The 26,265-nt window shown below is 44.0% G+C and carries 26 protein-coding genes; 12 read left to right on the top strand and 14 right to left on the bottom strand.

Going from position 1 to position 26,265, the window contains the following annotated elements:
- Window positions 1-9: 9 nt before the first annotated feature.
- The 3 genes from H6F41_RS02765 to H6F41_RS02755 form a co-directional block, all read right to left on the bottom strand.
- Window positions 10-1,731, bottom strand: a complete 1,722-nt coding sequence (locus tag H6F41_RS02765) for an ATP-dependent nuclease (protein WP_190401936.1) — start codon at window positions 1,729-1,731, stop codon at window positions 10-12.
- 287 nt (window positions 1,732-2,018) lie between these two features.
- A complete protein-coding gene (locus H6F41_RS02760; protein WP_190401935.1) occupies window positions 2,019-3,317 on the bottom strand; it encodes a dihydrolipoamide acetyltransferase family protein in 1,299 nt (432 codons plus the stop codon).
- A 169-nt stretch (window positions 3,318-3,486) separates the two neighbouring features.
- A complete protein-coding gene (locus tag H6F41_RS02755; RefSeq protein ID WP_190401934.1) occupies window positions 3,487-5,013 on the bottom strand; it encodes a hypothetical protein in 1,527 nt (508 codons plus the stop codon).
- 164 nt (window positions 5,014-5,177) lie between these two features.
- Here H6F41_RS02755 and H6F41_RS02750 point away from each other — a divergent pair, with 164 nt between their 5' ends.
- The 3 genes from H6F41_RS02750 (at window position 5,178) to H6F41_RS02740 (ending at window position 7,785) form a co-directional block, all read left to right on the top strand.
- Window positions 5,178-6,350, top strand: a complete 1,173-nt coding sequence (locus H6F41_RS02750; RefSeq protein ID WP_190401933.1) for a peptidylprolyl isomerase — start codon at window positions 5,178-5,180, stop codon at window positions 6,348-6,350.
- A gap of 119 nt (window positions 6,351-6,469) precedes the next feature.
- Window positions 6,470-7,465 carry a PhoH family protein gene (locus H6F41_RS02745; RefSeq protein ID WP_190401932.1) on the top strand — a complete coding sequence of 332 codons (996 nt, stop codon included), beginning with the start codon at window positions 6,470-6,472 and terminating at the stop codon, window positions 7,463-7,465.
- A gap of 47 nt (window positions 7,466-7,512) precedes the next feature.
- Window positions 7,513-7,785 (top strand): MoaD/ThiS family protein, encoded by a 273-nt coding sequence (locus H6F41_RS02740; RefSeq protein ID WP_190401931.1) that lies wholly within the window; start codon window positions 7,513-7,515, stop codon window positions 7,783-7,785.
- Between the two features lies 1 nt (window position 7,786).
- Here the strand turns inward: H6F41_RS02740 and H6F41_RS02735 are convergent, their stop codons facing one another.
- Window positions 7,787-7,999, bottom strand: coding sequence for a DUF2949 domain-containing protein (locus H6F41_RS02735; RefSeq protein WP_190401930.1), 213 nt, complete (start codon window positions 7,997-7,999; stop codon window positions 7,787-7,789).
- A gap of 123 nt (window positions 8,000-8,122) precedes the next feature.
- On the opposite strand from H6F41_RS02735, the gene H6F41_RS02730 reads away from it, so the two are divergent.
- The 3 genes from H6F41_RS02730 to H6F41_RS02720 all read left to right on the top strand — a co-directional run bounded on the left by H6F41_RS02730 (window position 8,123) and on the right by H6F41_RS02720 (window position 12,003).
- Window positions 8,123-9,238 carry a WD40 repeat domain-containing protein gene (locus H6F41_RS02730; protein WP_190401929.1) on the top strand — a complete coding sequence of 372 codons (1,116 nt, stop codon included), beginning with the start codon at window positions 8,123-8,125 and terminating at the stop codon, window positions 9,236-9,238.
- A gap of 188 nt (window positions 9,239-9,426) precedes the next feature.
- Window positions 9,427-10,680: a methionine gamma-lyase family protein gene (locus H6F41_RS02725; protein ID WP_190401928.1), complete on the top strand. Its 1,254-nt coding sequence runs from the start codon at window positions 9,427-9,429 to the stop codon at window positions 10,678-10,680.
- An 84-nt stretch (window positions 10,681-10,764) separates the two neighbouring features.
- Window positions 10,765-12,003 carry a dihydroorotase gene (locus H6F41_RS02720; protein ID WP_190401927.1) on the top strand — a complete coding sequence of 413 codons (1,239 nt, stop codon included), beginning with the start codon at window positions 10,765-10,767 and terminating at the stop codon, window positions 12,001-12,003.
- A 49-nt stretch (window positions 12,004-12,052) separates the two neighbouring features.
- Here the strand turns inward: H6F41_RS02720 and H6F41_RS02715 are convergent, their stop codons facing one another.
- From H6F41_RS02715 to H6F41_RS02700, 4 genes are all read right to left on the bottom strand, one after another.
- On the bottom strand, window positions 12,053-12,790 hold the full coding sequence (locus H6F41_RS02715) for a WecB/TagA/CpsF family glycosyltransferase (RefSeq protein ID WP_242022884.1): 738 nt from the start codon (window positions 12,788-12,790) through the stop codon (window positions 12,053-12,055).
- A 241-nt stretch (window positions 12,791-13,031) separates the two neighbouring features.
- Complete coding sequence (locus tag H6F41_RS02710; protein WP_190401926.1) at window positions 13,032-14,465, bottom strand: DUF3370 domain-containing protein; 1,434 nt, start codon at window positions 14,463-14,465, stop codon at window positions 13,032-13,034.
- A 40-nt stretch (window positions 14,466-14,505) separates the two neighbouring features.
- Window positions 14,506-15,186, bottom strand: a complete 681-nt coding sequence (locus tag H6F41_RS02705) for an energy-coupling factor ABC transporter ATP-binding protein (protein WP_190401925.1) — start codon at window positions 15,184-15,186, stop codon at window positions 14,506-14,508.
- Window positions 15,187-15,288: 102 nt separating this feature from the next.
- The gene (locus tag H6F41_RS02700; protein WP_190401924.1) at window positions 15,289-15,546 is read right to left on the bottom strand and encodes a DUF3107 family protein; all 258 of its coding nucleotides are present in this window, start codon (window positions 15,544-15,546) and stop codon (window positions 15,289-15,291) included.
- A 217-nt stretch (window positions 15,547-15,763) separates the two neighbouring features.
- Here H6F41_RS02700 and H6F41_RS02695 point away from each other — a divergent pair, with 217 nt between their 5' ends.
- Window positions 15,764-15,943 (top strand): hypothetical protein, encoded by a 180-nt coding sequence (locus H6F41_RS02695; protein ID WP_190401923.1) that lies wholly within the window; start codon window positions 15,764-15,766, stop codon window positions 15,941-15,943.
- Window positions 15,944-16,086: 143 nt separating this feature from the next.
- Here the strand turns inward: H6F41_RS02695 and nadA are convergent, their stop codons facing one another.
- Window positions 16,087-17,076 (bottom strand): quinolinate synthase NadA, encoded by a 990-nt coding sequence (gene nadA / locus H6F41_RS02690; protein WP_190401922.1) that lies wholly within the window; start codon window positions 17,074-17,076, stop codon window positions 16,087-16,089.
- Window positions 17,077-17,445: 369 nt separating this feature from the next.
- On the opposite strand from nadA, the gene H6F41_RS02685 reads away from it, so the two are divergent.
- Window positions 17,446-18,342, top strand: coding sequence for a M48 family metallopeptidase (locus tag H6F41_RS02685; protein ID WP_190401921.1), 897 nt, complete (start codon window positions 17,446-17,448; stop codon window positions 18,340-18,342).
- A gap of 41 nt (window positions 18,343-18,383) precedes the next feature.
- Here the strand turns inward: H6F41_RS02685 and H6F41_RS02680 are convergent, their stop codons facing one another.
- On the bottom strand, window positions 18,384-19,556 hold the full coding sequence (locus H6F41_RS02680; RefSeq protein WP_190401920.1) for an LL-diaminopimelate aminotransferase: 1,173 nt from the start codon (window positions 19,554-19,556) through the stop codon (window positions 18,384-18,386).
- Between the two features lie 385 nt (window positions 19,557-19,941).
- On the opposite strand from H6F41_RS02680, the gene H6F41_RS02675 reads away from it, so the two are divergent.
- Window positions 19,942-20,295, top strand: a complete 354-nt coding sequence (locus H6F41_RS02675; RefSeq protein WP_190401919.1) for a HesB/IscA family protein — start codon at window positions 19,942-19,944, stop codon at window positions 20,293-20,295.
- Between the two features lie 82 nt (window positions 20,296-20,377).
- Here H6F41_RS02675 and H6F41_RS02670 read toward each other — a convergent pair whose 3' ends face one another.
- The gene (locus H6F41_RS02670; RefSeq protein WP_190401918.1) at window positions 20,378-20,839 is read right to left on the bottom strand and encodes a DUF2059 domain-containing protein; all 462 of its coding nucleotides are present in this window, start codon (window positions 20,837-20,839) and stop codon (window positions 20,378-20,380) included.
- A 225-nt stretch (window positions 20,840-21,064) separates the two neighbouring features.
- Between H6F41_RS02670 and H6F41_RS02665 the strand changes: the two genes are divergently transcribed.
- The gene (locus H6F41_RS02665) at window positions 21,065-22,729 is read left to right on the top strand and encodes an ABC transporter substrate-binding protein (RefSeq protein WP_190401917.1); all 1,665 of its coding nucleotides are present in this window, start codon (window positions 21,065-21,067) and stop codon (window positions 22,727-22,729) included.
- Window positions 22,730-22,794: 65 nt separating this feature from the next.
- Here H6F41_RS02665 and H6F41_RS02660 read toward each other — a convergent pair whose 3' ends face one another.
- The 3 genes from H6F41_RS02660 to H6F41_RS19100 all read right to left on the bottom strand — a co-directional run bounded on the left by H6F41_RS02660 (window position 22,795) and on the right by H6F41_RS19100 (window position 24,080).
- On the bottom strand, window positions 22,795-23,247 hold the full coding sequence (locus H6F41_RS02660; RefSeq protein ID WP_190401916.1) for a hypothetical protein: 453 nt from the start codon (window positions 23,245-23,247) through the stop codon (window positions 22,795-22,797).
- Entirely contained in the window at window positions 23,244-23,741 is a 498-nt protein-coding gene (locus H6F41_RS02655; RefSeq protein ID WP_190401915.1) for a hypothetical protein, read from the bottom strand. The genes H6F41_RS02660 and H6F41_RS02655 overlap by 4 nt, the downstream gene beginning before the upstream one ends.
- Before the next feature lie 204 nt (window positions 23,742-23,945).
- A complete protein-coding gene (locus tag H6F41_RS19100; protein ID WP_277873974.1) occupies window positions 23,946-24,080 on the bottom strand; it encodes a hypothetical protein in 135 nt (44 codons plus the stop codon).
- Between the two features lie 127 nt (window positions 24,081-24,207).
- On the opposite strand from H6F41_RS19100, the gene H6F41_RS02650 reads away from it, so the two are divergent.
- Both H6F41_RS02650 and ycf46 read left to right on the top strand, forming a co-directional pair.
- On the top strand, window positions 24,208-24,525 hold the full coding sequence (locus tag H6F41_RS02650) for a hypothetical protein (RefSeq protein ID WP_190401914.1): 318 nt from the start codon (window positions 24,208-24,210) through the stop codon (window positions 24,523-24,525).
- A 64-nt stretch (window positions 24,526-24,589) separates the two neighbouring features.
- Window positions 24,590-26,113: a stress-responsive protein Ycf46 gene (gene ycf46 / locus H6F41_RS02645; protein ID WP_190401913.1), complete on the top strand. Its 1,524-nt coding sequence runs from the start codon at window positions 24,590-24,592 to the stop codon at window positions 26,111-26,113.
- Window positions 26,114-26,265 lie beyond the last annotated feature (152 nt).

The raw sequence follows: 26,265 nt of genomic DNA, 5'->3' as shown, positions 1-26,265 counted from the left end.
AGTCTGGTGCTAAATAGGATTTTCTATTGCTAGACATTTAACTATAGAATCATGCAATTTCTTAAATGATTGCCTCAATTCTTCTTTAACAAGAAACTCTTGTCGCTCGCCAGTAGCAAAATCTAGAAGACAATATGCAATATTTTTTTTGTCTGGTGAATTAGTTTTTTTATCCTTACACCAATCTTCTACTGCCTTTGGACGATTGATGTCAGGTAATTCTTCCAAAAGCATGATAGGTACATTTTGATTCCAGTCCTGAAGAACTTTATTAACAGCTTCTAGATATAGTTCTTTGCGAATGCAATCTTCCAAAACGCAACCTTCCACGCCAGGTAGTGAAAAAATCTGAGACTCGTCAAATTCAGCACCTTTAAGATCTGCTGAGAGTTTTTTCCCAGCTTTATCATTGTCAACAAGAAAGGCTACTGTTGGGGCTTCATTTTTTAATTGTCTCAAAAATGAATTTTTAGTTTCTGAGAGTCCAGGAGCAATTTGAAACCCTAAGTATGACTTATTACTTACTTGGCGTAGCATCGTTGGCAAAAGAAGCATGTCTGTGGCTCCTTCTACGAAAACAGCTTTGCGAATTGGTATAAAAGCTAAACTACTTGCTCCCATGCTGAATAGAAGGGGCGAAAACCCAGCCCGTTTATCTTGCTTATCAATTGCCCAAAAATTGTTCTCAATCTTACTTTCTTCTTTACCTTTTATCGGTAAAACACATCTTACGCCATTGCCAAGGTCTTCAGGTAAACAGCCAGCAGAATGAGTTGTGTATATAATTTTTGCAGCTAGTTGCTGCTCTGCAAACATATTCATTAAATCTGCCTGAGCATCATAATGTAAATGGGTTTCTGCTTCATCAATCAATAAAATAGGTCTTTGATCGGCATGTTCAGATTCAAGAAAGTTTATTAATGCTACAAATTGGCGTAACCCGTCACTCCGATCCTCAAGGCTAGTACAATCCAGCTGTTCATTTTCAATATGGACGTGTAATGTTGAGCCATTAGTACTTAAACTAACTTTTACTTTTGATTGCGACCATTTATCTTTAACAACATTAGTTATTTGAACGTTTGCTTTCTTCAATAATGTTTGAACTTTAGCTTGATCACCTGCGGAAAGAGTAGCATGAAGACTGACAAGATCTAATTTTGCTAAACTTGCCAAGTTACGGAGTGCTGGAGGTGGAAAGGAAGCCAGTTTAGATAATTCGTAGGTAGATTTCAAGTCTCGTTGCGCTTCATCAAAAAATAGTATTCTAGGAACTCTCTGAGTTAATATCTCTTCTATTTCTTTATATGGATCAGTTAGTTCCTGTGAAAGCTCACTCAGATTTTTTAAATCCCCATTATATTGTTTTGCTATCCGATTTGGCTTAGGAATAATTTCCCATTTTCTTGTTCCATTGAGTAATTTTATAAGCTTAAACTGTCTGACTTTCCTACCTTGAAATAAGTGTGAAATTGCTTTGCGATCATTATCATCAAGCAAGAATCCAGCCTTGATTACTACATCTTCATCCTTTTGAGAATCATTGCCACGATTCAATTCATTAGCTTGGAATCGTCGCTTATTATCAGGGTTAAGATGTTGAAGTGCTTGTAAAATTGAGCTTTTTCCTGCCTCATTTGAGCCAACAATCGCTACAACTTTCCCCGAAGTATTAAGAGTAGTTGATACTAAGCGCTTATACCCTTGTAGTTTTACCCAATTTAAATCCATATCAGAAAATACTTTTGCAATTTGCTACTCAGATCATAACAGTGAGAACATCTAAATTAGTTGAGATACTTCAAGTAATCCCACTTGATTTAATAAATATAGCAACGTAACTCATCAATTAGTTTACAAAGTAGGTTGCTAAGTAACGATCAAGTTTTGGATGCGTTAAGCTAGCGCTAACACAACCTACCGAGTAGACTACTCATTAAAAATGAGCTTGCAAAAACAAAAAAGGAGGTCATAGTACTTGATGCTACAACCTCCTTTTTAATAAACAGTAAGAAGTATTACAGAGCCAAAGATTGAGGATTGGTTTCAATCAACTTGGCTAAATCCTGCAAGAACTGTGCCGCGTGAGCGCCATAGATTACACGGTGATCGGCGGTGAGATTAACTTGCATTTGGTTAGCAACCTTGATTGCACCGTCTTTGGTCGCGACAACTTGAGGACGTGAACCACCGATCGCCAAAATTGCGCCAGTTCCGGGGGGTAAAATCGCATCGAAGCGATCGACACCAAACATACCTAAATTAGAAATTGTAAAAGTACCAGAGTTGTACTCATCGGGTTGCAACTGCTTCGCACGCGCACGCTCGACTAGACCTTTCCAATCGCGGGATAGGCTATACAAATCGGTTTGATCAGCATTTTTGAGAACAGGGGTAATCAGTCCACCGTCATCCATGGCTACCGCTACTGCAACGTTAATATTGCTCTTGTACTCAATGCCGCGATCGCTGAGGCTAGCGTTAACCAAAGGATGCTTTTGCAAAGTCACCGCCACAGCTTTTGCCAATAGAGCCGTCATGGTTACGCCCTTAGATTTGACCTGCTTATAAAGAGCATCCAGCGCATCGGTTGTAATGGTGTAACCAACGCGGAACACAGGCACAGAGAGGCTCTGATTCATATTGTTGATCACTGCCTTTTGCAGAGTGGTCAAGCCTTGGGCAGTACCGAGGGCAACGGGAGCCGCCGCAACTTTTGGCGCAGGAGCAGAGATAACAGATGGGGCAGCAGTTTGCACCGCAGGAACAGCACTTGGCTTGAGGAAAGATTCGACATCGGCGGCGGTAATGCGACCGTTGGGGCCAGTACCGATGATTTGGGTGAGATCAACGCCATTGTCCTTGGCAATGCGCTTGGCTCTAGGGGAGACAATCTGACGACCTGATGATGCTGTTGTAGATTTCCGAGGAGATGAGACCACCACATCAGGAATGGCTGCAACGGCGGCGGCAGTGGGTGTGGAGACTAGCTTAGCGGGAGGCTCTTCATTTTTTGGTGCAGCAGGGCTAGGTGCTGACTGTCCAGCCGCCTTTTGTTTCGCTTCTGCAATTTCTTCTTTGGTTTCAGCCACATATGCGATCGCAGAACCAACGGGAGCCGATTCACCTGCTGGGGTAATAATTACGCCTAAATATCCTTCATAGAAACTTTCGACATCCATATCGGCTTTGTCAGACTCTACGATCACGACAGTTTCGCCTTTTTCCACTTTGTCGCCAGGCGATTTAACCCATGAGGTAATCTTACCTTCGGTCATGGTGGAGCTAAGCGCGGGCATAAAAATTTCGTAAATCATAGGAAATCTATAAATATCTAATTATCAAAAAGCTATGGCAAAACCAACAAAGTGAACGTCTGGAGTCGAAACACTGTCTCGAAGTACGATCTCAAAACGCCATCATAAATCTTAACGTGTTTTTGCGATCGCACATAGCAATTCTCACGGCAAAAACAGCAAGGGAAATTTATTCATTCATTTCTCGATAAATCGTGGCAGTAGCAGGTGAAGCTTGGGTGAGATATTGGAAAATCCAAAATTTAAATAGACCATCCAAAAATACAGGAACAGTCGAGATAAATGTTTGCGCTAAGATTTTGTTTTCAGGTAAGCCAAAATGTTGAAATACAAGTGTTAACAATGCATCCCATCCTTCGCTAGAGTGGAATCCCACAAAGGTATCTGTTGAGATAATAATGAGAAAAGCTTTAGCATTATCATTAAGACTATATAAAAACTCATCAAGAAATTCTTTGATCGTTAATAATTCCTTTCTTCCTGAAAGCAAGAATATATAAAAGACAAAGGCAGATGTAATATCAGCTAATAGATTTTTAATCCCATCTAGGCTTTCATCATTAAATTTTTTGAGAATTTTTAAAGACTCTTGACGAATCAGTTCTTCTGCTTCTTCTGAGAGAGATTTTGCCAATTCTATCGATTCTTTTTTCTGTTCTTCCTTCTTTACTATTAATTCTTGTGGTGACATCTCAGATGATATCTTAGGAGATTTTTCAAGGGTAATTGTGCGAATCATATAATCAAATTCAATGCGCTCCTTTGCTAGTCTGAGTGCATCAAATGCTCTTTCTTCGACAGCAGGACTAAATTTTACAGTCATGCTATTGCTATCAATAAAACTATTAATCAGTGGACTAAAAATCAATGTCTTGGATAGAAACTGCACGGCAACTACAGAAATAATCAGGATGGCTATGTAGCGGAGGGCTTGATTAATTCGCTTGCGTGACTGTCTTAATTCCTCAACGATGTCTTTCTCATAGTCAGAATAGGAACCACTGAGATTTCGCTTCACTCGCTCAAACGCCTTAAAAAAAGAACCAGGTAAGATACTTTTTTCAATCGGAGTTACTTGCTGGAGAGGTCGTTTGTAGTTGCGAGGCTTATCGCTCTTAAACATTTGGAATTTTTCATCGATTTCAGGATCGGCATCTTCCTCAAATGCGTCACCCCGATTAGCTGTATAACCAGAATTCGCAGGCTTAGCGGCAATATCAATAGTGCGATCGCGAATTTGTTCATACCGTTCGAGGGTGTAGTCAATAAAAGCCAGCTTTTGATAAATAGAAAATTTACGGCTATTACCCCCCAGTTGATTTGCTGATAATTGCCCACTTCCCACGGGGTCACTAATTTGTTCATTCGCCTTGAACTTAGAAATGGCAATATTAGCTTGATTGCTGGAGCTTTGGGCTTGCAAATAGGGTAGGGCAGCACTCACCTTATAAAAATTGAGCCTGAGCTTAATAATCCTGAGATATTTACCTAACTGAATCTCAAATATGCTAAAAACACTGCTGCCAAAACTGCCATCATTAGCAATTCGATTACCTTTAAAATTTTCTTCTTCAATGCGCTTAATGCTGACAGCAGCTTCAAAGGCTTCGTCAATTGCTCGCTCAGGGGTATTTTTAACCCAAGCAAATATATTTTGCAACGGTGAAGAATTATTGTCAGGAGAATTTGAGTTCATAGTGGGGCAATCACATTAATCCTTAGGATAGACCAAAACCCCTAGGGGCAGTGGCGACAGATCTTGATATCAAATCCAACTTTTAGCTGAAATCCGCGTAAGTTTGCCTAACTGTGTAACTAAATGCAATAGCATTTTAATTGGTTCACTTCGTTTTGGGTGCAATGGTGAAAGTTAATTTGAAAGTTAATAGCTCTATTTTAAATAGCGATTTAGACCAACCTCATACTGATGCTGAGGGATTGCGTAAATTAGTTTTGAAGTCTTGGATTAAGGGTATTGCGATCGCAGTTACCTTTGTCATGGTGACTTGTCTGACCCTCACCTCGGCAATCGCACCGAGCATGGCAGCCCTACCGACAAGGAGCGCGATTAAGGATGCACGAATTATTTTGCGAAATGGTTTACCCATCGACAATGATGCGATTCGTGAGGTGCAGCACACGTTAGAACAAATGCCCCGTCAAGCTAACCTCAAGCGTTGGAGTAGCCTCAAAAAAGACGTTGACATGATTACTCAATCCCTGACTCAAAATCAAGCGCAGTTGATAGTTGAAGCTGGTAGTGAGCATCAGGCAGATGTCACAGCACATTTGGCAAGCTTAAACACCGCACTTGTACCATTGCAAGAAGCGATCGCCATCAAAGACCGTAACAATGTCAAAAGCCTCTCCGAGAAAGCTTTGGACTATGTAGGCTTAGTTGAGTCTGATTTGATTCAAGCTTTTCCCTTTGAAGTGCCTGCCCAATATGCCCAATTACCACAACTTAAAGGACGCGCTTTAGTAGAGCTATCCACCGAAAAGGGTAACGCAATTATTACCGTTGATGGCTACAATGCCCCCATCAATGCGGGTCAGTTTGTTGATTTAGTTCAAAATGGCTTTTATGACGGGCTGAAATTTACCCGTGCCGATGAAAACTACTATCTCCAGACAGGCGATCCTGAAGGCGCAGTTGATGGCTATGTCGATCCGAAAACTGGCAAATATCGCACTGTCCCCATCGAAGTACGTCTACCCGATCAAAAAGTGCCTACCTACGGCAAAACCTTTGAAGAGCAAGGCTTGTCAGGTACATTGCCCGTACTTCCTTTCGCGGCCTTTGGAACTGTTGCCATGGCACATCCCAACGATGATCCTAATGCGGGATCCTCTCAGTTTTTTATCTATCTCTTTGAATCAGAACTAACCCCTGCTGGCTTAAATCTGCTCGATGGCAACTATACAGTTTTTGGTTATGTCACCGATGGCAAGGAAACATTGGATAAACTAAGACTAGGCGACAAAATTTTATCCGCCCGTGTCATTAGTGGTGCTGAGAATTTAGTTAAGTAGCTAGAAACAGTTGTTCCCCCACCCTCGGCGGGGAAACAACTGTTTCTAGACTGGCAAATGCTATAACTCATCCACAATTAATCAGATAATCAGAAATTAATCAGAGGACAACTAATTTAATGGGTACTCCCCGTAACGAACCATATATCTTTAGCTTGCCAAACCCTAGTAGTGCGATCTGTTTAGCAGGAAGCCGAGAGGAAAATCTCAAACTATTAGCCGAAATGACAGGTGTACGGCTCGTAATGCGGGGACAGGATCTATTAATCGATGGCACTACTGAACAAATCGCGCTAATTGAACAGGTCATTAATGCCTTAAAACCGATGTGGTTGCAGGAAAAAGCGATCGCAGCCGTCGATATTCGAGCAGCCCGTGAAGCCATTGCTGAGGAACGCTCTGGTGAATGGCGCAATCGGGCAACGATTTCTCGCAATCGCCGTGGTGACTCCGTGCAGCCCCGCACCTATCGCCAACAGCAATATGTGCAAGCTATGGAAACCAATGACCTGATCTTTGGGGTGGGGCCTGCGGGTACGGGCAAAACCTATCTAGCTGCGGTGGCGGCTGTGAGTGCGTTGCAAAGCAATAAATTTGAGCGGATCATTCTCACCCGACCTGCGGTGGAGGCTGGCGAAAGTCTGGGCTTCTTACCAGGGGACTTGCAACAGAAGATTGATCCCTACCTGCGCCCACTCTATGACGCAATGCACGAAATGATTGGTGCAGAGAAAGTCCCGCAATTGATGGAGCGCGGCATTATTGAGGTTGCTCCCCTTGCTTATATGCGCGGACGGACTCTTAGCAATTCCTTCATTATTGTGGATGAGGCACAAAACACCACTGCTGCTCAGATGAAGATGGTACTGACCAGACTTGGTTTTAAATCGCGCATGGTGGTTACGGGGGATATTACCCAAATCGATTTACCGCGTCACCAAAAATCAGGGCTGATCATTGCCATGAATATATTGCAGGGGGTAGAGGGTGTTTCCTTTAATTTATTCGATAAAACCGATGTGGTGCGGCATCCATTGGTGCATAACATCATCGCCGCCTATGAGTCGGCAGAAAATGTGCCACCCCCAGTCATGCCAAATCAAGAAATGGCATAGCCGTTTCTTAATCTACAGATACTGCCAGTCTTGTTAGAACAAACTCTATGAATCGCGAACCAATCTCTGAAGCTATTCAAGTTACCGTCAAACTATTTGCCATTTTTCAGGAGGTGATGGCAACTGAACAAATGCAAATTAATCTGGAGTCAGGGACTACGGTATCCCAAATATTCGACCACCTAACTGTTCAATTCCCCAGTTTAGATAGATGGCGAGCGGTGACTCGTTATGCGGTCAATCTTAATTTTGTAGAACCACAGACAGTATTAAAGGACGGTGATGAGGTGGCGCTGATACCGCCTGTTAGTGGCGGTTAAATTAGTTAGAAGACCAATCTAGCAATCCGCTAAATTGATGGAGATCAATAAAGCTAAGCTGAAGCAGGATCATTAGTAATGGACCCTCCTGACGTTCTTGCCAGCGCTTGGCAACCGCCAACTGTTCGCGGTCAACAACTGACAAGTCCAGCAAGTATTTTTCTAAAGCTTCCTGACGATTTGCGATCGCAGATGTGTGGGAGTGATAACTCATTGAGATCAAACAACTAAATTACTTAAGCAATTTGGATTAATAGCGTAGCGCACATTACCACATCTATCAACGTCCGTCAAAAGTATTTTTTAGATTACTTAAAATAAATTTTTTCAAATCCCTATGCCTAAACTCAAGACCAGTCCTATCCTCAATTCCCAGCCTCAGTCACGGGTTATGCTCAGCGAATATATAACTGCGATCGCATGGTCAAGCAATGGTAATTATCTGGCTGCTGCCACTGCTTCAGGGGAAGTATGTTTATTTAATGATGCGATCGCAGGGAACAATCTTGAACAAAAACAAATTACGCTGCAAGCACCCACGGAATTTGCGATCGATTGTTTGGGCTTTTCGGCAAATGGGGCATGGTTAGCGGCAGGCGGACAGGATGGCAAGGTACGTGTTTGGAAAGTTGAAGATCATTCAAATCAGCCTGAAACCTCGCCAACTCTTGCTGCCACCCTTGACCTCGGTAACACATGGATTGAACATCTCGTTTGGCATCCCACCCGCAATGAATTTGCCTTTACCTTGGGGAAATATGTGCAGGTATGGAGCGCTGACACCTTAGATATTGTCACCACTCTGCATTTTGAGAACTCCACCGTAATTGCGATCGCATGGCATCCGGAGGGTGAGCATCTCTGCGTTGGTGGCGATGGCGGACTCAAGGTCTGGGCATCCGCAGATTGGTATGCTGATCCGCTCCTGTTTGAAATGCCGACTGCCACCGCCAAACTAGTTTGGGATCATGCAGGGCAATATCTCGTTGCCAGTACCCTCGATCACCTAGTTGTAGTCATGCAATGGCTGGGACATGACTTCGATGCTTCACCTTGGCGGATGCAAGGTTTCCCCGGTAAAATTCGCGACTTTAGCTGGTCAATGAGTAAAACATCACCGCTATTAGCCTCATCTAGTGGCTCGGACATTGTGGTGTGGGCAAAGCACCTCGACCTTAACATTGGCTGGGAGGGCGAATTAATCAAAGGGCATAACAGCATCGTGGGTATGGTTGCCTTTAAGCCCAAGTCAGAAGTGTTAGCCTCTGCCGATGAAAATGGCAGAATTGCGATTTGGAAAGATGCCAAGGATTGGGTACAGGCTCTCGATACATCGATGTCAGCAATTACGGCTTTGCATTGGCATCCACAGGGCAAGAAATTAGCTGCGGCTAATGCCGATGGTGAGCTAATGCTATGGACTGCCTCTTCGCAAGGTAAGGGGTTTCGCTAGACAAAATCCTTGCCATTCACGTAGGATCGTTAGCCCTCCCAAAGTTTCTGTTATCCCAAATCCAGAAATGACTACGCCATTTCTGGATTTGCTAATTCTTACTGGGTTTGGTTTTTAATTAACAAAAGTGTTGTCACACTTTCGTTAGTTGGTATTACTCATTTCTCACCCTATTTCCTAAGCAATAAATGACCTCTGACACTATGAAGGCGTTGGTTTCCGAAGCCGTGACTGCTCTCGCGCCAACATTTACAAATATCGATCTCCATGTCAAAAACAATCTCGAACGGGTTTTACAAGCCTTTCGTGATGGTCGAGTGGGGGCGCATCATTTTGCGAGTGTGTCAGGCTATGGGCATGGAGACATGGGGCGGGATGTTCTGGATCAGGTCTTTGCACAGGTGATGGGAGCAGAGTCTGCTGCTGTGCGGGTGCAGTTTGTTTCAGGAACCCATGCGATCGCCTGTTGTTTATTTGGCATTTTGCGTCCCCTTGATGAGCTGCTGTCAGTGGTGGGCGCACCCTACGACACCCTCGAAGAAGTGATCGGCTATCCTCTCACCAGCGATAGTCAGGGTGCTAACTATGCAGGTTCGCTCAAGGACTTCGGGATTACCTATCGCCAAGTCGATCTCACCCCAGAGGGTGGTGTGGATTGGGCTGCTCTCGCCAAAGCCGTAAAGCCACAAACTCGCATGGTGTTAATTCAACGCTCCTGTGGCTATGCATGGCGACAGAGCCTATCAATTCATGAAATTGAGCGCATTGTCAATTTGGTCAAGCAACAAAATCCCAACACAGTTTGCTTTGTTGATAATTGCTATGGTGAATTTATTAGCGATCGCGAACCAACGGCTGTCGGTGCAGACATCATGGCAGGCTCATTAATCAAAAATCCAGGAGGGACAATTGCTACCGCAGGTGGCTATGTGGCGGGGAAAAAGGAGTATGTAGAACTCGCTGCCCAACGACTGACTGCCCCAGGTATTGGACTAGAAGGTGGAGCGACTTTTGATCTCAATCGGTTACTGTTTCAAGGATTATTTCTTGCGCCGCAGATGGTGGGGGAGGCGATGAAAAGTAGTCACCTCGCTGCCTATGTATTTAGTAAATTGGGCTATGCCGTCAAGCCAGAACCATTGGAGACGCGCCAAGATATCATCCAAGCAATTCAACTGGGTGATCCGAAAAAATTAATTGAGTTTTGTCGTAATCTCCAACGCTTTTCTCCGATTGATTCCTATGTTGATCCTGTGCCTGGGGAAATGCCAGGCTATGTTAGTCAGTTGGTGATGGCGGGTGGCACATTCATTGATGGCAGTACCCTAGAGCTTTCTGCCGATGGCCCCTTGCGTGAACCTTACACCGTATTTTTACAGGGCGGAACCCATTGGACACATTTGGCAATTGCCCTTGAAAATTTCAACATCGATCAACTTTAACTTTCACACAAAGATTTGCTGCTTTGCAGCAAATCTTTGTTTTAGAGACCCTAGCGCTATAGAGTAAAAAGAAAATCCTTTGCTATGTCCTTAGAAAATCCCCTAACGTACCCCCTGCTCTTCAATCAGGTACGCATTCTTGACGCGACTACCACCACAGAGACGATTGCCAATGTCTTGGTCGATCGCGATCGCAAAATTCATATTGGCATTGACCAGAACCAAATTCCTGAACAAACTAGTATTTATGAAGGCTCAGGAATCATCTGCGGTACAGGTTTAGTTGATCTTTACAGTACCAGTGGCGAACCGGGGCATGAGTCTAGGGAAACAATTAGTGAACTCGTCCAAGCCGCCCAAATAGGTGGTTTTTCAAAGGTGGGGATTTTGCCAAATACCCAACCTGCGATCGATGACATTGCAGCGCTGGAATTTTGGCGCAATGTCCAACAAAAACATAGCAATATTCTCCAGCCTTGGGGGGCGATTACCAAAGAGCTAGAGGGTAAACAGCTCACTGATATGGGCGAGTTAGTAGAAACTGTGGTCGGGTTTACGGATGGCAAGCCGATCGCCAATTTGTTATTAGTGCGCCGTGCTATGGAATATGTCAAGCCTTTGGGGAAACCAATTGCGCTATTTCCTCAAAATAGTGAACTGGCTGGTAATGGTGTAATTAGAGAGGGGAAATGGTCGTTGCAATACGGAATGACGGGATATCCTGCGGCGGCGGAAACCTCAGCGATTGCGGCAATCATTGAGCTTGTGCGGCTCACCAAAGCTCCAACGCATTTAATGCGAATTTCCACCGCGCAAGGTGTAGAACTAATTGCCCAAGCTAAAAATGATGGATTGCCCATTAGCGCGAGTACGACTTGGCTGCATCTCTGCCACTGCGATCGCAATTTAGACAGCTATGACCCCAATTTGCGGTTGATGCCACCCCTCGGTAGTGAAGCCGATCGACTAGCGCTGATTGCAGGTATTCGCACAGGGGCAATCGATAGCATTGCGATCGACCACACACCCTGTGCTTACGAAGAAAAAGTTGTCCCCTTTGAAGTTGCCCCCACGGGTGCAATTGGCTTGCAGTTTGCCCTCTCTGTCCTTTGGCAAAAACTAGTTAGCTGCGATTTGTTGACCGCATCACAGCTTTGGCAAGCCCTTAGTCTTAATTCTTCCAAGGTTTTAGGCTTAGAAACACCAACTGTTACCACCATCTTTGACCCGAATTTATCATGGTTAGCTAATGATCTGGCGATCACATCGCAGTCAAAAAATAGCCACTACATCGGACAAACTCTAATCGGCAAAGTATTATAAGCATCGTTTTCTGGGTTTGTGGCACGGCTTTGCCCTGTCACAAATAACTTCACTTCTGCACGGCAAAACATTTCGCGACAGACTCTTGCAGCGCACATAAAACAAAATGTGGCAAGGACAACATTCTGCGCCATCGCCAAGGCTCTTGATACAGACGGTATAGCCATTCCAAATGATTATTGCTCAGCCACTCAGGAGCGCGTTTTTTCGTGCCAGACCACACATCAAAGCTGCCACCAACACCAATCCACACTGCATCAGGACAGAGATCACGATTCTGCTGAATCCATAGCTCTTGGCGCGGTACACCTAAACCAACAAGGATCAAGTCAGGTTGAGAAGCTTGTAATTGATTGCAGATTTCTTGCTCAGTTTCGGCATCAAAGTAACCATGTCTTGTACCTACGATCGCAATATCTGCCCATTTTTGCCGCCAAACATCGACCACCTGCTCGACTACTTGAGGCGCACCGCCCAACAAAAAAATGCGCCATTGATGCTCAGCCGCAAACTTAACTACTTGTTCCGATAGCTCAATGCCCGGACAACGGTCAACTCTTTGCCCTTGCGATCGCAAATATAAGACGACACCTGAACCATCTGGCACAACTAGCTCGGCTTGTTGGATTGCATTAGCTAGAGCCTTATTTTTACGGGCTTGCATCGTCATTTCGGCATTCAGAGTCACCACATGAGTACCATGTTTAGACTGCAATCTTTCTGCTAGCCAAGCGCTGTAGTGGGGATGGATATGCACAGGCATACCAAGAACTTTAAATTCACGCAAGGGAATTCTTCTCCAGACGCATTTACTTTTTATCTACTCATTAAACTGATCTACTTATCTACATATATAACTTTTCAAGTCACTACTTGCTAGGGATATTGCCGCAGATTAGAAAAATAGTAATGCCGCTTTCCTGATCTAAAAAATAATGAATACCCTGCTGCTTGCGCGGCAGGGTATTCATTTAGCAATTTTCAATCAACTCCGTACTTCACGAGATTGAGAAATTCGATGTGTCAAGCTACTTAGTAGTCACCGTCAAAACCTGTGGTGGCGTAGCATCGGCAGGATAGAGAAAATCAAACTGCACCACCCGCCGATCGCTAGGGGGCATGTTTAAAGTAACGAGAGGCTGTCCCCGTTCTCCCCGACGCATCATTAAATGTACATAACGAGTTTGCGCCAAGCCCTGATCATCACGAAACCTCACGCGCACTGAACCTCGGAAAAAGACATCCTCTGGTAATGGCTCAAAAAACTGCAAACCGCCTACGGGCTTATCGTATTTGATCGGATTTTGAAAGGTCAGGACAACGGTTTGAGTCTGATCGGTCGGATTATGTAAAGGCATGGTGAGATTATACTGCACGCCATAATTGCCATGGGCGGAATAGGCGGTGTCAGGATAGCGCACAACCAACGGTGCAGTCTGTACCTGTCCTGTACCCATCGTGCCGTACTGCAAAAGACTTAATCCGTAAGAATAGGATTCGCCAGATTTAGGAATATTTAGCTCATCATTGCGATCGCGATCGGTCAAATGTCCAAACCACTGAGAACCAATTTGAATCCCTGCAACTCGGCTATATTCAAATCTACCTTCCGTCAAATCTGGCGGAGTTGGCACAACATCACGGGGCTTGGCTAATTGTCCTGTTTTGAGAATGTTTTCCCATTCCTCAAGGGTGGGCGCACGTTCTGAGCCGTCGTCATTGAGTCGCGCATAAAGTGACAATGTTGCTACATAGACCTTGCCATTACTACGCATTCGGGACAGTCCTGAGCGACCATTTAGTGGTGGCTCTAGCTCTTTTACAGGAATTGGCACGTTCAGCAGCATTCGGCTCTGCTTTGGCGGAATCACAATCTGGGCAGGAAAGATGTCCTGACGACGACCACGCAAAATATCGAGCATGGCACGATCACCAGGTCCACGATAGACAGTGCCATCATTATTTAGGCTAAAGCTGGGGGCTTCATAAAATGGAGAATCGGGTTGGCTAAGGTAACTAGCCGCTTGCAGCACATCAATAGTGATTGGTTGATCGGTGGGATTATAGGCAATCGCACCAATATATAAAGTTCTGAGATCCTCTGGTGGTGGCGCTTTAGAAATATGATGCGTAAATAGGTCAAATCTCCCTTCCATCGGAAAGTTTAAATGGGCTTGAGGCGATGCCATTCCTTGGGGCGGGAAAGCCGATAGCAAAATCCCTTCTGTTTGCACAATTTCAGGACTATTGCTATTAAACATCGGTACGTTATCAAGGCTGCCATTTAGAGGGCGCATTTCCTGCGGCTCTAAAATAATTTGACGTTGATTAGCGGCTTGGGCAACTTGGCTAGTTAATGTACTTTTTGAACTAGGCACATTTACCAAGTTTTTTACTGAGTTTGTTGTGGCGGAAACAGGGGCAATGGGAGTCAATAAAGATATTAAAAAGGCTGGCAACATAGGCTTTGAGCATCCAAATTTGCGGTTAAGTTAAGTGTATTTAACTACGGTCTAACAATACTTGCTTGAGTCGAATGGGATCACCTTGATCAATTACTTGACCATGCTCCAATAAAAATGCTCCATCGGCATAGTCCAACTCATTTAAGCGATGGGTTACCCATAAAGCCGTGAGATTTTTTTGTTTGACCAATTCTCGTACCGAGGCAACTAGATCGGTTTGATTTTCACCATCTAGTAACGCTGTTGGTTCATCGAGTAATAAAACTTCCGCATGACGAGCAATCGCTCCTGCGATCGCAATTCGCTGTTTCTGTCCACCACTGAGTGCATAGATGGGGCGGCGGATCATTTGCGAGAGATTCACTGCACCGAGCGACTCTTCGACTCTTTGTTGCGTTTCTTGATAGGAAAGATTTTCGGAAACTAAACCAAAGGCAATATCTGCCCCCACCGTTGGCATGACTAACTGATGATCTGGATTTTGAAATACAAAGCCAACGCGATCGCAAATTTCGATTCTCCCAGACTGCGGCTGGAGTAAACCTGCTAATAGTCTCAGTAACGTTGATTTGCCGCTCCCATTTGTACCCAAGAGCATCCAAAATTCGCCTTTGGGTACAGATAGAGTGCAGCTATTCAGAACTGTTTTGCCTGATGCCCACGCGAAGTTGAGATCACGAACATTGATAGCTGTAGTAACAATTTGATCGGTGGGCATTATCTAAATTACCAAAAAATATTTCTGAATCTGCATCAAAATAATGGCTGCCAAGAGCCACAATTTGCGCCGCTATTAGCAACCACTTTGATGATGTTTTAACTAGCCACGGATAAAACCTGCGCCCATATTTGCCGAAGTACCTGACTTTTCAGAGACTTGCACCGCCGAGATTTCGCTAGTCAGCACGGAAATCTTCTTACCTTCTTGCTTCTCGCAGGTTAGTTCCAATACTTTAGGGTTACCATCTGCGATCGCAGTGGCAATTTCCCGATAAAGAGCTTCTGCATGTTCTTGCTCTTTACGTTGCACAGACAGAGAGAGGGGGTTATTTTTGATTGTGATTTCAACTGTATACATCAGCATTAATTAGGTTTCCCTGCTTAAAAGTAACTTGCTAATTCCCAGTATGCCATTGCATCGACAATCAAGGGGAGGGATTGCCAAGTAGAGCATTCCGCCCATTCAGTTAAATATGATGATCTGCATACATATATCGTTTTTTGAGTCCTGCGATACCAAACATTATCGGTATGTGGCTGTAGATTTATCTTAGTTGAGATAACCAGATGAAAATATGACTCAAGCGAATCTGCAACAAGTGAGAACACTCCGTCAACAAATCATCGCCGAGACTAGTCACGGTTTTGCCGACTGGAACCTAGTGCAGAAACTTTTAGACGAGTTGATTATCCATCATCGGCAATACAAGCATTTTACGAAGCAGGAAAACCAAAACGCAGTTTTGTATAAATAATTCACTATTGTGATATAAAGGCCTAATCTAATAAAAACAGGGATGCCATACTTAGTAAGTATGGCATCCCTGTTTTTATTGGTTTCTAAATTTTTTATGGCTATAGCCATTTATACCAGATAAAGAAATGGCGCATTATTTCTTTATTTGGTATTAGACATTTCTAACATTCTTTGCATTGGCTTCAATGCTGCTTGGCGAATTGATTCATCAAGGATGATTTCAGGTGAGCGATTTTTCATGATCAAATATACCTTTTCTAAGGTGTTGAGACGCATGTAGGGGCATTCATTACAGGCACAATTGCTATTTGGAGGCGCAGGAATAAATTTTTTCATCGGTGTTGCCTTTTGCATTTGGTGAATCACACCAGACTCAGTCACAACGATGAACTCTTGGCATTCGCTTCTTTGTACATATTTTAGTAATCCTGTCGTCGAGCCAATAAAGTCGGCATGGCGCAATACATTTGCCTCGCATTCAGGATGGGCAATAATTTCTGCTTGTGGATGACTCAGTTTTAGCTCAACCAACTTGCGTTCCGAAAAGATTTCATGGACAACACAAGCTCCATCCCACAAAACCATATCTCGGCCTGTCTGCTCGCTCACATAGCGTCCCAGATTGCGATCGGGTGCAAAAATAATTGGCTGATCTTCAGGGATTTGATTGACGATGGAGACGGCGTTGGCACTGGTGCAGATAATATCACTAAGGGCTTTGATGTCTGCCGAGCAATTTATGTAGGAAATTACCAAATGATCAGGATGTTCGGCTTTGAAGGCAGCAAAGCGATCGGGGGGGCAACTATCAGCTAGGGAACAACCCGCGTCAAGATCTGGCAACAACACCAATTTATTTGGGTTCAAGATTTTTGCCGTTTCTGCCATGAAATGTACGCCCAAGAATACAATCACATCGGCTTGGCAATTAACTGCCGCCTGTGATAGACCGAGAGAATCGCCAATGTAGTCGGCAATGTCTTGGAGATCAGGATCTTGGTAATAATGCGCCAAAATGACGGCATTAAGTTCTTTTTTGAGATCGGCGATCGCAGCGAATAAGTCCCTTGGAATAGGAGTTTCAACGACTGGTCGATCAAGTTGTTTAGGCTGGGGAGCGGTGAGAAACACAGTTTGCCTCACTTGTTTACTAGAACTTAATTATAGTAGAAATTACCAAAAATATGATCGAATCCCATAAATTCAGATTTGGCAACTTTTCTCACCTTTGCACGTCAATAGATATGCCTAATAAAAACTAAAAATGGCTATGCTATTTATTAGTTTGGAAAACCCTGTCAGGGTTTAGTCTTTAATTTGCAAAAGTATGGATACACTTTCGTGAATTTGTCCGTGAATTGGTATAAGTAAGCGAAAATTATAGAATTTAGTATTGAGAGTTTATTTTCTGAGAGGGGTTTGGGTGATAGGGAAATAACAGCCGCACAGTTAAGCAAATCGCATACATAGAAGATTAGGAAAGCTTGAGGTAATTACACTATGAAAAGATCGATCGCAAATTTAACAAGTCTGATTAAACAGTCGATAGGCAAAAGTCACAAATTTCAAGGATTTCAGCCATGGAAGTTTGCGATCGCAGCGATTATGTCACTATTGGTGGCGGTGTCCCTCAATCCATTGATGGCAAAGGCTCTTGATTTATCTGATCTGTTGCGGGTTTTGCCATCGGCAATTCAGGTTATTCAGCTTTCCAATATTGGAGACAATGATGAGGTTTCCTTAGGTCAACAGATTGATCGTCAAATCCAGCAAGAAGTCAGAATTAGCCAAGACCGCGCCGCCAATGCCTTGGTCAGCCGTCTCGGACAGATGCTCGTCCGCACTAGCGATCGCCCCAATATTCCCTATACCTTCCGTGTCGTTGACGACAACAACATCAATGCCTTTGCCACCATGGGTGGATTTGTCTATATCAATACGGGAACAATCTCTGCGGCTGACAATGTGGCACAGTTAGCGAGTGTTATTGGTCACGAAATGGGACATATTTCAGGTCGCCATGCCCTAGAGCAAATGCGCCAAACTGCGATCGCACAGGGAATCGCTAATATTGCAGGGGTTGGTGATGATCGTTTAGTTGGTATCGGTGTAGATCTGGCACTAAGATTGCCCAACAGTCGTGAAGCGGAGTTTGATGCCGACCGCCGTGGTTTGCTAAATATCACCAAAGCTGGTTTTGCCGCCAGTGCTATGCCTACCTTTATGCAAAAGTTATCTAGTGCAGGTGGTAGACCCCCCGAATTTTTAAGCTCTCACCCTGCGACTGGCGAACGTATTTCTGCGCTCAATCGCACCATTCAATCTAACAATCTCAGAACTGCGGGTGGTCTGAATGATACCGAATATCAAAGAATTTGGCGTTCACGATTCCGTTAACCCCAAAAATAAATAAAGGCGGCGCATCGCGCCGCCTTTATTTATTTTTGGGTTAGAAACTCGCCAATTTTTGCGGCGGCGGTTTGCAAAACTTCAGGGGAATGTACCAAGGCAAAGCGCACATAACCCTCACCATGTTTACCAAAACCTGAACCTGGGGACAAAGCAACTCCTTTGCTAGCAATCAAATCTAAGCAAAATTTAACCGAATCATCGGCATAGCGATCGGGTAACTTTGCCCATAAATACATAGTTGCGTTGGGCTTTGGTACTTTCCATCCAATCGCATTGAGGGCAGCGATCATCACATCACGACGTTTTTTAAAGGTTGCCACCACCTGCTCAATCGGAGCGTGATCGGCTGCCAAGGCTTTGATTGCCCCCCTCATAATGCCTTGATATTGATTGAAATCGACAACAGCTTTCACTTGGCGCAAGGCTCTAATCAAATCCCGATTGCCCACGGCGAATCCCACCCGAAAACCGCCCATGTTATAGGATTTGGACATTGTAAAAAATTCAATACTGATTTTGCGATCGCAATCAGCCTGTAAAACTGAGGGCGGTGGGGAATTACCAAAAACTAGATCTAAATAGGGAAAGTCATGTACCAAAGCAATCTGGTGCTGCTGACAAAAACTTACAGCCGACTGCAAAAATTCCAGCGAAGCCGTTGCCGTAGTCGGATTGTGCGGATAGCTCAACACCATCATTTTTGACTGTGCTAGTACCGTCTCAGGGATATCCGTGAATACTGGCAAAAAATTATTTTCTGCCAGCAAGGGCATCCCATACACCTCTCCACAAGCCAAATGCACGCCCCCATAATGTGATGGATATCCGGGATCTTGCAGCAGTGCAAAATCATTAGGATTGAGTAGCGCCAATGGTAAATGAGCTGTACCTTCCTGCGAACCGATCAATGGCAATATTTCTGTTTCTGAATCAACCTCTAAATTAAATCTTTGCTTGATCCATGCTGCCACAGCCTCCCGAAAGTCCAAAGTGCTGCCAAATAGCGAATATCCATGGGTCTGCGGATCATTGAGTGCTTCTGCGATCGCATCTAAAATAAACCGATCAGTTGGCAGATCAGACGAACCTAGCGATAGGTCAATGACTGCCATCCCTGCGGCTTTAGCCCGACTTTTGGCAATATCCATATCCGCAAATACGTTTGACTGAAGAGGCTGAAGGCGATCGGCAAATTGCATAACTTCGCAAATATTAAGTAAGTAGAGAGTAACTGGCGCGTAGTGCCGTCCATTCTATTATCTACAGCTTCACTCGAACTAGCGTTAACATAGAGACAGTTGTCAAAAGTCGAGATTATTTCGGAGAAACATAATGGTCTGCTGTAAAACAAAATCCACACTGGCTAAGGCGATCAAACTACATCGCAATTTTCATTTCAAAACTGGACTTTTGTTAGATCAGGGTGTGCGTTTATTCGGCGTTCACAAATGTCCTCTTACTAAGCCTTTTTATAAAGCTGCCAAAGTTGCTGGCTACACCAATGTTTCCCTAGCGAGTATTGCACTTGTTCTACTAGAAGACTAATATTGCTCTTAGCCCAGTTCATCCATAGGAAAATTTCATATGATTACTCTCACCGATGCGGCAATTGCTCGCGTCAGAAACCTGCAAAGCCAACGTGCTACCACAGCACCCCTACGTTTAGGCATCAAGCAAGGTGGTTGTTCTGGTCTGTCGTACTTGATGGATTTTGTGGATCAACTAGAAACCGATGATGTTCAGTATGAATATAACGGTGTCCAGATTGTGATCAACAATAGCAACTTGCCTCAATTGCAGGGGCTAGAACTAGACTACACCGAAGATCTACTTGGTGGTGGCTTCCGTTTTCGCAATCCCAATGCTAGCAAGTCTTGCAGTTGTGGTACTTCCTTTGCTACGCCCAAAGAAGTTGGCGCACCAGTAGCTTGCAGCTAATTTCTTTAAGCTCAAAAAGAGAGTGGCGGCGTGAAGCGCCGCCACTCTCTTTTTTGGTTTAATTCAGCTCAAAACGCTACATTTATTTGAGATCGGGGGGCAAATTGATTTTTCCTGCATTGTAATCTTCCCATGCTTGAAAAAGAAGTCTTGCTCTTTTCTCAGCCGTATCTTCATAGGCTTGCAACTCTGTTTTCAACAACTTCTTCATCAATGGTTGTTTAGCTAATTCCAGTAATTCCTTTAGTTCCTGCTCCGAGAAATTAGCGCTCAATCTTTCTATATATTTAGCCTCTACATACTGCCATCCTGCAACTTTTACCAGAGTCCGATACAGCCACTCGCTAAATTTGGTTCTAGTTCCTGTGCCGTAGGAAATATCCACACTATTCCAGAACGACAAATCATACTTTGTACTAATACCTAATTCAATCAGCAGATCTCTGGCAAGTTTTTGCTTTGATTTGACAGAACTACTAACTTGGACAATTGCATCTTGTTTATTTGGCGGATTTGCGATCGCAGTACATGTAGATAAACTCATGCAGATCACCAAGAACAAATTAGAAAGACTGAGAATACGCAGCATCAATTTCTCCAGTGAGCGAAGATAATCTAGAATAGCAAAGTTTAAAATACAAATCCTTTACGGTAAAGACCATCCGTTGACTGCCCTTACGGTTTGGCTTGAGAAACCATAAAATCGTTCCGACATTGTGAGAAGATTTAGCAGTAAGACATCCAGTTATACTTTCGGCTAAACAGATCAATGAAATATTTGCTGCGTCGCTCTTTTACTTGGTTTGCAATCGCCCTAATTACCCTAACCACCCTAGTTGCTTGTAACAACATCAACAATGGTAAAGCGATCAATAGCAATAAATTGGGAATTAGCGATCGCACAAATGAGCGGATAGTTTTAGGCACAACTAGCAAAATTCGCACCCTTGATCCTGCCGATGCCAACGAATTCTTTATCAGCAACGTTTTTTACAACACCCTCGAACGCCTCTATACCTACAAAGAAGGCTCTAACGAAATTGTTCCTCAGCTAGCGGCTGACATGCCTAAGGTGAGCGAAGATGGTCTGACCTATACCATCCCCGTCCGTACTGGCATTAAGTTTCACGATCGCACTAATTTCAATGCCTATGCGATGAAATTTTCCCTAGACCGTTTTATTAATGCCAAGGGAACACCATCATACATATTAGGTGATGTAATCGCGGAAATCCTTGCGCCTAGTGCAACTGAGCTGGTTTTCAAACTCAAACAACCCCTGCAATTTTTTCCGAAATTCCTTGCCTTTACAGGAGCTGCCGCAGTATCACCACAGGTATATAAAAATATCAAAGATGAAAAAACAGGCGCACTTTCTTTTCTCCCCGACAAGCTAGTTGGTACAGGGCCCTATCAAGTCACTCAGTTTGTAGAAGGCAGCTACCTGCGCCTTGATGCTTTTCCTGACTATTGGGGCAATAAACCAGTCAATAAGGGAGTTGACATCCAATTTTTCTCTTCCAATTCCAATCTGCTGAATGCCTTCAAAACAGGTGCTGTTGATGTCGCCTTTCAAACCTTGACCCCAACGCAAGTCAAGAATGTCCAAGCCAACGCGCAAGAGAATGGCTGGACAATTGCCTCTGGTCAAGGTGCAACCATCCTCTACATGGTGATCAATACCCAACAGCCACCACTCAATGATGTCCGTGTCCGTCAAGCCCTCGCCGCCGCCATTGACCGCCCCACTCTAGAGTCACGCATCTTTTTCAATCAACGCGCCCCGCTCTATAGTCTTATTCCTAGCTCTTTTACGGAGTCCCAACCTGTCTTTGCCGAGCGTTATGGCTCCGATGGCAATGGCAAACTTGCCAGACAGCTCCTAGAGTCTGCTGGCTATAGCGACGCGAACCCTGTCCAAGTTTCAATTTGGTATTCTCCCAAATATGGTGGCAATGGTGACTTGATTGCTAGCACCCTGAGAGCATCAATCCAAAAAAATGTTGGCAAAATTTTGCAAATCAAAACCGAACGAGTTGAAAACACTGTCGGTTATGCCTTTATCGATAAGGGAGTCTACCCGACCTATCTGTTAGATTGGATTCCAGACATCCTTGATGCCGACAATTACATCAAACCATTCTTAGAATGTGAAGAAGCTGAAGCTGGTCGCTGTACCAAGGGTAGTAGTCAATTTCAAGGCTCATTTTATAGCAATCCAGAGGTCAATCAGTTAATTGCCGCCCAACGTAAAGAGCTTGATCAAAACAAGCGTTTACAGATTCTCCAAAAAATTCAACTCATTTTGGCTCAGGATGTACCGTTTATTCCGCTATGGCAAAACAAGGAATATGCCTTTGCTCAGAAAGGAGTCAAGGGTACAAGAGTCGAACCAAACCAGCAATTACCTTACTGGAATCTATCCAAGATCTAAAAATGCTGATTGCACGCGCCGCGTGCAATCAGCATTTTTAGGTTAATTCAGTAAAAGATGGCATATTACTGGCTAGTTTCGCTGATTGACAATTTATAGTTTGTGGGCGCACCATCGACAGAGCCAACCCAAATGGAATATTTCCCTGCTAACCAAGCGCCTGCCAATTCAGGGCTTTTCCCACTACGACAGTAAATACCATCGGGACCTTTGACTAACAAAGATAAATTGCGATCGCCTAATACTTTTAAATTCAAATATCCAAAATTTTTCTGTATTGTCAAAGAGTGACTGGGGCTTTGCTGTGTTACTCCTTTGCACTTGCCATCAGCCTGACCGATCACAAGTGACTGCAAAGGCACATCGCCCCCTGTTTGCCCAGCATAAACTTGAGGGTCAGGGCTAAACTTTGGCGAAATTGGCTTTAAAGCCTCTTGGCTCATGGTTGGCGCAACTGATATTAAGATCGGTGCTAGCGCCAATCCGAGCAAAGTCATTGGCAATTTCAACAGTTTCATTTTTGACGTATCTCACTCACTGACAATGTATAACTAAACTGCTGATTAGCAGTCTTGGAGCCAACCCAAACCTGATAACTACCCTTAGGCAGACGACGACTAATTTGAGGATTACGACCTCCCGATTCGTCATCAGCACAAATAGTAATACCATTCGGGCCTTTAATCAGCATGGTTGGATCATCATTAATATTGTTGGAATAAACCAACAAATCAAGCATCGGAAATGTTTCAGTTAGATTAATTGTGTGGTTTGGTAAGGTGTTCGCAAACCCTCGGCAATTATCAGCAATCCCCGCAATACTGGCAAGACTGATATTCCCCCCACTGCTTGCCTGCATCGCTACAGGATCAGGACGAAAATTGCGCCCTAAGGAGACTACGCTCTGAGCAAAACTTGGTACTGCGATCGCAAACACAACAGGGATCATTGTCAAAGCCCCCCAACCCAATTTAGTCATTACTGACTGACTATTGAATTTGTGAATATCCATAACTGACTCCATTCAAGATGAAATGCGTTCATTGCGAAGCATTGTACAGATAGCAAACTTGATTACCTTTGTAACAACTAGACTTCAGCTTATATTTGCTCAATCCCTAGATGTCTTAATTGTGTGATGCTGTATTGCAGATTACATAGATCAGGACTAAGTTGTTTACCTCTTTGTTCCTGTAAATCACAGTAATGTCATTAGCTATACATTTCCCAAAATAAATCCATCCAATAGCGTTTCTCTATAAGTTTCTTGGGAATGTACTGCCTTCCCGATGTAAGAGATGCGTTGCGCCGCTTCGCGCCGCAACGCATCTCTTGAGTTTTGATTTGCCATAGGAACAAAACTGAGTTTTGTAAACAAATATTAAGATATTGCTGTCATGACGGTATAGTGGCTTGACAGCATCAGATTCTGCCTGTAGTTTAGTTGCATACCCGGGTATTCATTGTTCTTAACCACTATGCAAGACAAGCAAAAGGTAACCTTCTATCTCCCCGAACGACTACATCAACAGCTTAAAATCCGTTCAGCTATTGATGGTGATTCGATGTCAGAATTGGCAGAAAAAGCAATTAGCTTTTACTTAGCTCATGCAGATATTGTCGAATCTTCTGGTATTGGGCATACCCACCAAACCTATAACTGTCCGAGCTGTTCTCAGACTGTTGTTATCCGTGATGGTGAGTTGCTAGCAATCGGGGGCAATCGAAACCAGACTTTACCCGTCACTGTTGGCAAAGCTGACAGCACGGATGAAGAGCTAGTTTCTATCATCTAACTTTCCAGATACTTTTTTCCTGTAGACAAGGTGAGGACAGAGGTATAACCCTCGGTATTACTATATGCAAGAACAACTTAGCATTTTAATTCAAGCCCAATATCCCTTGATCTACCTCAACACTCCAGAGGAAGAAAGAGCAGAACGGGCGATCGCCAGCATCTCGCAAATGAAGCCAGTCCGACGCATGTTTACTTGGACTGTCACCCACGGACTCATTGAGTATGGACAAACTACAGGTGCAGCACAGCACAATACCGAATCGGCGGAAGCCGCTCTGAAGTGGATTACTCGCAATGATCAGAAAGATGCTGCAATTTATATCTTTAAAGATATGCATCCTTTCTTAGATCACCCAGTAACGGTTCGCTGTCTACGTGATGCGATCGCAAATTTTAAAGGCACTCAAAAGACCATTATTTTGATGTCGCCTGTCCAGTACATTCCCATCGAACTGGAAAAGGAAGTTGTCGTTCTCGATTTTCCTCTACCAGATATGAAAACGATCGAAGAAGTTCTCGATCAACAACTAAACCAAGTCCACACCAAAAAAGTATCTGCTGAGACCCGCGAAAAACTGGTCAGAGCAACTTTAGGTCTAACTCAAGACGAAGCTGAAAAAGTCTATCGCAAAGCGCGAGTCACTAATGGCAAGCTCACTGAAGAAGAAGTTGATATCGTACTTTCTGAGAAGCAACAACTAATTCGGCGTAATGGCATCCTCGAATATATGGAGGATGAAGAAGACATTAATGATGTTGGGGGACTTGAAGAGCTAAAACACTGGTTGCAACAGCGCTCTAATGCCTTTAGTCAGAGGGCTAGAAATTACGGATTGCCTCAGCCAAAGGGAATGCTGATTCTCGGCGTACCAGGATGTGGAAAGTCTTTGATTGCCAAAACTACAGCGCGGCTATGGTCATTACCCTTAATTCGTCTGGATATGGGACGAGTCTACGATGGCTCCACCGTCGGCAAGTCAGAGGCAAATCTTCGGAATGCGCTCAAGGTTGCTGAATCGATTTCACCGATGATCCTATTTATCGATGAACTTGATAAAGCCTTTGCAGGTGGAGCAGGTTCGGCAGATTCCGATGGTGGCACATCATCGCGGATCTTTGGTACATTCCTGACATGGATGCAGGAAAAGAAATCTCCTGTATTTGTAATGGCAACTGCCAACCGTATCGAAAAACTGCCCAGTGAATTTCTTCGCAAAGGCCGTTTTGATGAGTTGTTCTTTGTGGATTTACCTAACAGTGAAGAGCGCAGAGACATTTTCAAAATCCATCTGTGCAAGCGCCGTCCAGATGTTGAAAAATTAGAAAGATTCGATTTTGAACAACTATCGAAAGTAAGCGATGGTTTTTCGGGGGCGGAAATTGAACAGGCAGTCATTGCTGCCATGTATGAAGCTTTTGCCCAAGATCGGGAGTTTACACAGCTAGACATCATTTCGGCTGTGAAATCAACAACTCCCCTCTCACGCACGATGACAGAGCAGGTTGCTGCTTTGCGTGACTGGGCAAGGATGCGGGCTAGACCCGCCGCCACCTCTATCGCTGAATATCAGCGTATGGAGTTTTAAAAAGCTTAGTCCTGCTGTTTCGTAGTCAGCAGGTTTAAGGCTAGATTCTAAAGAATGTCTTATCAAAAGACAGTCTATCTAGCAGCTAACATAGGAGCAAGAACCACCAACACTCTTATGTCTCCCGTTTGAGTCAACCGTCAAGTTCACCA

This window comes from Pseudanabaena mucicola FACHB-723 (assembly GCF_014696385.1).
Taxonomy (GTDB): domain Bacteria; phylum Cyanobacteriota; class Cyanobacteriia; order Pseudanabaenales; family Pseudanabaenaceae; genus Pseudanabaena.
Note: the sequence above shows the minus strand (reverse complement) of the source record. Positions and strands in the feature narration are given on the sequence as shown.

Bases quoted from the DNA above. Each gene is read 5' to 3' on its own strand.
- H6F41_RS02765 (WP_190401936.1), bottom strand. From the start codon at position 1,731: ATGGATTTAAATTGGGTAAAACTACAAGGGTATAAGCGCTTAGTATCA.
- H6F41_RS02760 (WP_190401935.1), bottom strand. From the start codon at position 3,317: ATGATTTACGAAATTTTTATGCCCGCGCTTAGCTCCACCATGACCGAA.
- H6F41_RS02755 (WP_190401934.1), bottom strand. From the start codon at position 5,013: ATGAACTCAAATTCTCCTGACAATAATTCTTCACCGTTGCAAAATATA.
- H6F41_RS02750 (WP_190401933.1), top strand. From the start codon at position 5,178: ATGGTGAAAGTTAATTTGAAAGTTAATAGCTCTATTTTAAATAGCGAT.
- H6F41_RS02745 (WP_190401932.1), top strand. From the start codon at position 6,470: ATGGGTACTCCCCGTAACGAACCATATATCTTTAGCTTGCCAAACCCT.
- H6F41_RS02740 (WP_190401931.1), top strand. From the start codon at position 7,513: ATGAATCGCGAACCAATCTCTGAAGCTATTCAAGTTACCGTCAAACTA.
- H6F41_RS02735 (WP_190401930.1), bottom strand. From the start codon at position 7,999: ATGAGTTATCACTCCCACACATCTGCGATCGCAAATCGTCAGGAAGCT.
- H6F41_RS02730 (WP_190401929.1), top strand. From the start codon at position 8,123: ATGCCTAAACTCAAGACCAGTCCTATCCTCAATTCCCAGCCTCAGTCA.
- H6F41_RS02725 (WP_190401928.1), top strand. From the start codon at position 9,427: ATGACCTCTGACACTATGAAGGCGTTGGTTTCCGAAGCCGTGACTGCT.
- H6F41_RS02720 (WP_190401927.1), top strand. From the start codon at position 10,765: ATGTCCTTAGAAAATCCCCTAACGTACCCCCTGCTCTTCAATCAGGTA.
- H6F41_RS02710 (WP_190401926.1), bottom strand. From the start codon at position 14,465: ATGTTGCCAGCCTTTTTAATATCTTTATTGACTCCCATTGCCCCTGTT.
- H6F41_RS02705 (WP_190401925.1), bottom strand. From the start codon at position 15,186: ATGCCCACCGATCAAATTGTTACTACAGCTATCAATGTTCGTGATCTC.
- H6F41_RS02700 (WP_190401924.1), bottom strand. From the start codon at position 15,546: ATGTATACAGTTGAAATCACAATCAAAAATAACCCCCTCTCTCTGTCT.
- H6F41_RS02695 (WP_190401923.1), top strand. From the start codon at position 15,764: ATGACTCAAGCGAATCTGCAACAAGTGAGAACACTCCGTCAACAAATC.
- H6F41_RS02685 (WP_190401921.1), top strand. From the start codon at position 17,446: ATGAAAAGATCGATCGCAAATTTAACAAGTCTGATTAAACAGTCGATA.
- H6F41_RS02680 (WP_190401920.1), bottom strand. From the start codon at position 19,556: ATGCAATTTGCCGATCGCCTTCAGCCTCTTCAGTCAAACGTATTTGCG.
- H6F41_RS02675 (WP_190401919.1), top strand. From the start codon at position 19,942: ATGATTACTCTCACCGATGCGGCAATTGCTCGCGTCAGAAACCTGCAA.
- H6F41_RS02670 (WP_190401918.1), bottom strand. From the start codon at position 20,839: ATGAGTTTATCTACATGTACTGCGATCGCAAATCCGCCAAATAAACAA.
- H6F41_RS02665 (WP_190401917.1), top strand. From the start codon at position 21,065: ATGAAATATTTGCTGCGTCGCTCTTTTACTTGGTTTGCAATCGCCCTA.
- H6F41_RS02660 (WP_190401916.1), bottom strand. From the start codon at position 23,247: ATGAAACTGTTGAAATTGCCAATGACTTTGCTCGGATTGGCGCTAGCA.
- H6F41_RS02655 (WP_190401915.1), bottom strand. From the start codon at position 23,741: ATGGATATTCACAAATTCAATAGTCAGTCAGTAATGACTAAATTGGGT.
- H6F41_RS19100 (WP_277873974.1), bottom strand. From the start codon at position 24,080: ATGGCAAATCAAAACTCAAGAGATGCGTTGCGGCGCGAAGCGGCGCAA.
- H6F41_RS02650 (WP_190401914.1), top strand. From the start codon at position 24,208: ATGCAAGACAAGCAAAAGGTAACCTTCTATCTCCCCGAACGACTACAT.
- ycf46 (WP_190401913.1), top strand. From the start codon at position 24,590: ATGCAAGAACAACTTAGCATTTTAATTCAAGCCCAATATCCCTTGATC.